Genomic DNA, 4,889 nt, shown 5'->3' on the forward strand with positions numbered 1-4,889 from the left:
GCTGATGCGTCGGCAGCTGATGAAAATGCTGGTCACCGCCGAGCAAGGGCGTTCGATGGTCTTTCATACGGCACGCGTGTTGCAGGCCGCAGATGCGGGTGATGCCGAGATGGCCAGGGTCCTGCGTATCCTGACGCCGTTGATAAAGTTCCGCACCTGCCGTGACGCGCGCAAGGTCGCGGGCGACGGCATGGAGGTGCGCGGCGGCTGTGGCTATATCGAGGAATGGTCGGACGCGCGGGTCCTGCGCGATGCCCATCTTGGCTCGATCTGGGAGGGCACGAGTAACATCGTGGCCCTTGACGTGGCGCGCGCGGTGCGTCGTGCCGGGGCGTTGGATGCCTTGCGGGCCTATGTCGGCACGCTTTTGGATGACGCCCGTGAGGCGGGCACCGACGTTGCCAAGGTGGCGGCTTGTTTTGACCGCGCCGCCGATCTGCTGGATGGCGTTGCCAATGACCGTGCGCGCGAAGGCGATGTGCGCGCCGCTGCCAGCGCGGTTTACAATGCCACCTCAGCGGCGATCATGGTTTGGGAAGATGCAAAGCTTTCGGGTGATGCCGGGTATTCCGGCGACCGCAAGCGTTTGGCGGATGCGGTGATTGCCCACAAGCTGACCGCGCATGATCCTTTGGCCGCACCGGCCGCCGGATCATCCGAAGACGATGCCGCCATTGCGGCGCTGTTGAATCGCGCGCTGGTCAGCGATGTCACCACGCAAACGCAGATTGCAGCGCAATGACGGCGGTTCCGAACACAAGTGCGCTTGATGGCTTGAAGGTCGTCGATCTGTCGCGCGTGCTGGGCGGGCCGATCGCCGGGCAGATACTGGGCGACCATGGCGCGGATGTGATCAAAGTCGAGCCGCCCTCGGGCGATGAAACCCGCGAGTGGGGCCCGCCGTTCCAAGAGGAAACCGCATCCTATTTCATCGGCATCAACCGCAACAAGCGCGCGCTGGCGCTGGATTTGCGGCAGGAGGAAGGTCGCGATGTGCTGATGCGCCTGTTGGCGGATGCGGATGTCGTGCTTGAGAATTTCAAGACCGGCACGATGGAACGCTGGGGCATAGGCCCCGAGGTTCTGCGCGAACGGTTCCCGGCCCTGATCTATTGCAGGGTCAGCGGATTTGGGGCCGACGGACCAATGGGCGGTTTGCCCGGCTATGACGCGATCCTGCAGGCCATGGGCGGTCTGATGAGCGTGAACGGCACCGAGGAGAGCGGCCCGACACGGGTGGGACTGCCGCTGGTTGATATGGTCACGGGCATGAATGCGGTCCAGGGCATATTGCTGGCGCTGCATCATCGCTCCAGGACCGGAATGGGTCAGTTCATCGAGGCGGCACTGTTTGACAGCGCGTTGTCGCTGTTGCATCCGCATGCCGCAAATTATGCCCTGTCGGGAAAACTGCCAAAGCTTACCGGCAATGATCACCCCAATATCTCGCCCTATTCGGCCTATGCGACGGGCGGGCGGCCGATTTATCTTTCGGTTGGAAACGACCGCCAGTTCGCGCGGCTGTGTGAATTGATAGACGCCCCTGACATTGCGACCGATCCACGGTTTTCCTCCAATGGAAACCGTGTGAAAAACCGCGCGGCCTTGCGCGAGGTTCTCGAGGCGGTTCTGGCCAGTCACGACGCCAATACGCTGGCCACAAAGCTGATCGAAGGCGGTGTGCCGGCGGGGCCGGTTCTGGACGTGGGCGAAGCCTTGGCGCATCCGCACACCGCACACCGGCAGATGCGGGTCAGCATCGGGGATTACACCGGCTTGGGCGCGCCGGTCAAAGCGGCCGCCACGCCGGCCAGCTATCGGCGCAAGCCGCCGAAGTTCGCAGAGCACCGCGAGGAGATTCTGTCAGAGGCAGGGTTCTCTGCCGATGACATTTCGGCACTGACCCAGAAAGGGATCACACCCGACAAACGCAACATCTGAGGTCCAAAGGGACAGCAGACGGATCGAACGACATTCACAGGGAGGAACCTACATGTCTAACATTTTGCTCAAAACACTTGGTGCGACGGCGATTGCCATCGCGTCGGTCATGCCGGCCGCGGCGCAGGAAACAGAGCTTGCACGCTCAATGCTCTGGTCGACGTATGACGTCGGATCCAGCGGCTATACCGAAGCCTCTGCCGTGGCGGATGCTTTCGGCAAGAAGTTCGACACGCGGGTGCGGATCATGCCCTCCGGCACCTCCATCGGGCGCCTGCTGCCGCTCAAGACAGGCCGCGTGCAATACGGCTGGCTTGCCAACGAGGTCTATTTTGCGACCGAGGCGCTTTATGATTTCTCGGTGCAGGAATGGGGACCGCAGGATTTGCGTATCGTCGCCGGGCGGCCGTCGACCTTTGGCATGGCGATTGCGACCGACAGCGGTATCAAGACCATCGCGGACATTCGCGGCAAGCGCGTGCCACGGATCAAGGCAAACCCGTCGATCAACATCAAGGTCGAAGCAATGCTCGCCTTTGCGGGTCTGACATGGGATGACGTACAGGTTGTCGAGGTTCCATCCTATGGCGCGGCGCTTCAGGCGCTGGTCGATGGTCAGGCAGATGTTGCAGGCACCACACCAACCGCGGCCACTCTGTACGAGCTGGAAGGATCGTCGCGCGGATTGAGCTGGGCGCCCCTGCCGGAAGACAACGCAGAAGGCTGGGCTGCGGTGACAGATGTCGCAAGTTTCTTTGCCCCTGCAACCGTCACCACCGGCGCGGGTATCTCTGAAGACAATCCGGCACAGATTTTTGCCGTGCGCTACCCGATGATCACGGTTTACGCCGATGCCGATGAAAACGAGGTCTATAACTTTATCAAGGCGCTGGACGAAAGCTTTGATATCTACAAGGACGCAACATCTGCGATGCCGAACTGGGCCATCAGCGAGGCCGGCACAACACCGCAGGACGCGCCGTTCCATCCCGGAGCCATCCGATATCTGAAAGAGATCGGCGTGTGGACGGACAAGGACCAGGCGTGGAACGATGCGCGGCTTGCCCGGCTTGAAAACGTGATGGCCGCATGGGAGACCGCGACCGAAGAGGCGATGGACCAAAACATCTCTTCCAAGGACTGGCCGACGTTCTGGGAAGAGCACCGGGCTGCAATCGAAAAATAATGTTTGTCCCCGTCCTGAAACAATGGACGGGGACCATTTTCCTGACCGCTGACCCCGAGGTATCCAAATGCAAGCGTCCAACGAAGGCCCGATCGAGCGACTGAACACCCCCGCCCGCATATCTGTGGGCATCCTTGGGGCAGCAGGCCTTGTCGGCATTGTTCTGCAAACCTTCAATCTGTCGCTGTTCGGGGTCTTTCCGCTGTTGTCGAACAGGTACTATTACCTGTTGATCGGGATTTTCCTTGCGGCGGCGTTTTTGTTGCTGCCGCCGCGCACCGGAGCCATGCAGATGCGTGTCAATCTGGTGGATTGGGTGCTTGCTGCGCTTGCCCTGGCGTCGGGGATCTATTTTGCGATCAATGCCGAGCTGATCTTGACGCAAGGATGGGACGTGGTGGCGCCGACTACGGCTGCGGCCGTGTCGATTGTGATGGTGCTGCTGTCGCTTGAGGCGCTGCGCCGGTCTGGTGGCACGCTGCTTTTGGTGATTTGCGCATTCTTTGCCACCTATCCGCTTTTTGCAGAGCATATGCCCGGATTTCTCTGGGGGCCGTCTTTGTCGCTGACCGAAACAGCGGCGGCGCATGTGATGGGCGTGGAAAGCCTGATCGGAATTCCATTGCGCGTGGTGGCGGATACGCTTGTCGGGTTTATCATCTTTGGTGCTGTGTTGAACGCCGTTGGCGGCGCGCAGTTCTTTATGGACCTGTCCATGGCGCTGATGGGCCGCCGGCGTGGCGGGTCGGCCAAGGTCGCAATCATTTCAAGCGCGCTGTTCGGTTCGCTGTCCGGTTCGGTGATTTCCAACGTGCTGTCCACGGGCCGCATGACCATCAGTTCGATGAAGAGGGCCGGATACCCCGCGCAATACGCGGGCGCAGTCGAAGCCTGTGCCTCGACAGGGGGGACGTTGATGCCGCCGGTCATGGGGGCTGTTGCCTTTATCATGGCGTCATTTCTGGACATGCCCTACACGACGATCATCGTCGCCGCGATTGTGCCATCGCTGCTGTATTACATCGCGCTGTTGCTGCAGGTTGACCTGTTTGCCGCGCGCAAGGGCATTGTCTCCCCTGCAGATCAGGTACTCCCGATCTTGCGCGAGGTGGTGATGCAAGGCTGGCACCATCTGTTTTCGCTGGCGGCGCTGGTTGTGCTGTTGTTCGCGGTCAGCCCGTCACGCGCGGCATATTACGCCACCGCAGCCATGCTTTTGGTTGCACTGCTGCGCCATCGGCAGATCCCCAAACTTGCCGCGGCGCTTGGCCTGGTACAGGGGGTCACACGTGACATTGCCTATCTGATCGCCACGCTTTGCGGGATCGGGCTGGTTGTCGGATCGCTTGCCATCACCGGCGTGGGCGGTGCGTTTTCGCGCGAGCTGGTTCAATATGGCGGGCAGAGCACGCTGTTGTTGCTGGTGCTGGGCGCGATCACCAGTTTCGTTCTGGGCATGGGGATGACCGTTTCGGCCTGTTACATCTTTCTGGCCACGATCCTTGCGCCTGCGCTGGTCAAGCTGGGGCTGTCGCCCATCGGATCGCATTTGTTCGTGCTGTATTGGGGCATGCTGTCCTATATCACACCACCGGTTGCGCTGGCCTCGATCACTGCGGCGCAAATCTCGGGGGCCAACGGCATGGCGACGGGGTTTACGTCGATGCGACTGGGGACGCCCCTGTTCATCCTGCCCTTCGTCTTCGTGTACGAGCCTGCATTGCTGCTGCAGGGCGGGGATGTGGTTGCCATCGTCATGGCG

The 4,889-nt window shown here is 61.1% G+C and carries 4 protein-coding genes; all 4 read left to right on the plus strand.

Annotated elements, in window-relative coordinates:
- On the plus strand, positions 1 to 742 hold a 742-nt coding region (locus A3764_RS22670), incomplete at its 5' end, for an acyl-CoA dehydrogenase family protein (RefSeq protein ID WP_269085039.1).
- Positions 739 to 1,941 carry a CaiB/BaiF CoA transferase family protein gene (locus A3764_RS22675; protein WP_067267135.1) on the plus strand — a complete coding sequence of 401 codons (1,203 nt, stop codon included), beginning with the start codon at positions 739 to 741 and terminating at the stop codon, positions 1,939 to 1,941. The genes A3764_RS22670 and A3764_RS22675, both read left to right, overlap by 4 nt.
- Before the next feature lie 52 nt (positions 1,942 to 1,993).
- Positions 1,994 to 3,127: a TAXI family TRAP transporter solute-binding subunit gene (locus tag A3764_RS22680; protein ID WP_028955082.1), complete on the plus strand. Its 1,134-nt coding sequence runs from the start codon at positions 1,994 to 1,996 to the stop codon at positions 3,125 to 3,127.
- Between the two features lie 67 nt (positions 3,128 to 3,194).
- Positions 3,195 to 4,889: TRAP transporter permease (locus A3764_RS22685; protein WP_067952136.1), on the plus strand; the 1,695-nt coding region annotated here is incomplete at its 3' end.

This window comes from Sulfitobacter sp. HI0129 (assembly GCF_001635395.1).
Lineage (GTDB): Bacteria > Pseudomonadota > Alphaproteobacteria > Rhodobacterales > Rhodobacteraceae > Sulfitobacter.